The organism is Pseudomonas sp. G5(2012) (assembly GCF_000408945.1).
Taxonomy (GTDB): domain Bacteria; phylum Pseudomonadota; class Gammaproteobacteria; order Pseudomonadales; family Pseudomonadaceae; genus Aquipseudomonas; species Aquipseudomonas umsongensis.
Genome location: NZ_APIO01000158.1, coordinates 1 through 1,558 on the forward strand (window position 1 = coordinate 1; position 1,558 = coordinate 1,558).

General features: G+C 66.0%; 1 protein-coding gene. It reads left to right on the forward strand.

Features of this window, described 5'->3' with window-relative positions:
* Positions 1 to 131: 131 nt before the first annotated feature.
* Positions 132 to 1,535, forward strand: coding sequence for an MATE family efflux transporter (locus PG5_RS30925; protein WP_042955908.1), 1,404 nt, complete (start codon positions 132 to 134; stop codon positions 1,533 to 1,535).
* The last annotated feature ends 23 nt before the right edge of the window (positions 1,536 to 1,558 follow it).

Here is a 1,558-nt window from a genome sequence, read left to right on the forward strand (position 1 = left end):
CCGCCCGGAGCATGCTCGCTCCTACAGAGGGAGGGGTGGGATTACAAATCCCCAACACAGTCTTTTCCTGACCGCTGCGTCAACGCGTAGAATGCGCAGCCGCGCATGAACAATCTTTGGACGCTTTGCCCTTGAATTCCGTGACTCCCCACACCGCCAGCCCTTCCCTCTCCCGCCCCGCCCGGGTCCGCCTGGAGCTGAAAAACCTGCTCGGCCTGGCCTTGCCGATCATGATCGCGCAACTGGCCACCACGGCGATGGGTTTTGTCGATGCGGTGATGGCTGGCCGGGTCGGGCCGCGCGACCTGGCGGCGGTGGCGCTAGGCAACTCGATCTGGGTGCCGGTGTTCCTGTTGATGACCGGCACGTTGCTGGCCACCACGCCGAAAGTCGCCCAGCGCTTTGGTGCCGGGACCCACAGCGAGATCGGCCCGATCGTGCGTCAGGCGCTGTGGCTGGCGTTGGTGGTGGGCCTGATCGCGACCGGCCTGCTACTGGGCGCCGAGCCGGTCCTGCGCGTGATGAAGGTCGATCCCGAACTGATCGGCCCCTGCATGCAGTACCTGCACGGCATCGCCAGCGGCCTGCCTGCGGTCGCGATCTACCATGTGCTGCGCTGCTTCAGTGACGGCCTGGGCCGCACCCGCCCGGCGATGGTCCTGGGCCTGTGCGGCCTGGCGCTGAACATTCCGCTGAATTACGTGTTCATCTATGGCCACTTCGGCGTGCCGGCCATGGGCGGTGTCGGTTGCGGCTGGGCCACGGCGATCGTGATGTGGGTGATGGCCCTGGGCATGGCCGGCTGGGAGCGCTGGGCGCCAGCCTATCAATCGAGCCAGCTGTTCAGCCGTTTCGATTGGCCACAATGGTCGGTGATCAAGCGCCTGCTGGGCATCGGCCTGCCTATCGGCATTGCCGTATTCGCCGAGTCGAGCATCTTCGCCGTAATCGCCCTGTTGATCGGCAGCCTCGGCGCCACCGTGGTCGCCGGTCACCAGATCGCCCTCAACTTCAGCTCGCTGGTGTTCATGATCCCCTACTCCTTGGGCATGGCCGTGACCGTGCGGGTCGGCCAGGCGCTGGGGCGCGAGCAACCCCGTGAAGCGCGTTTCGCCGCAGGCGTCGGCATGGGCACGGCGTTGGCGTACGCCTGCCTGTCGGCGAGCATGATGCTATTGCTGCGTGAGCACATCGCGACGATCTACACGGCGGACCCGACGGTGATCAAGGTGGCGGCGATGTTGATCGTGTATTCGGCGCTGTTCCAGTTTTCCGATGCGATCCAGGTCACGGCGGCCGGCGCGTTGCGCGGCTATCAAGACACCCGGGTGACGATGATCCTGACCCTGTTCGCCTACTGGGGCATCGGCCTGCCGGTGGGCTACGCCCTCGGCCTGACCGACTGGCTGGGCACGCCAAGCGGCCCGAGCGGCCTCTGGCAGGGCCTGATCGTCGGCCTGAGCTGCGCGGCGCTGATGCTGTCGATCCGCCTGACGCGCAGTGCACGCAAGCGGATTCGCATCAGCCTGAAATGACCCTGTACTTGTAGGAGCGAGCA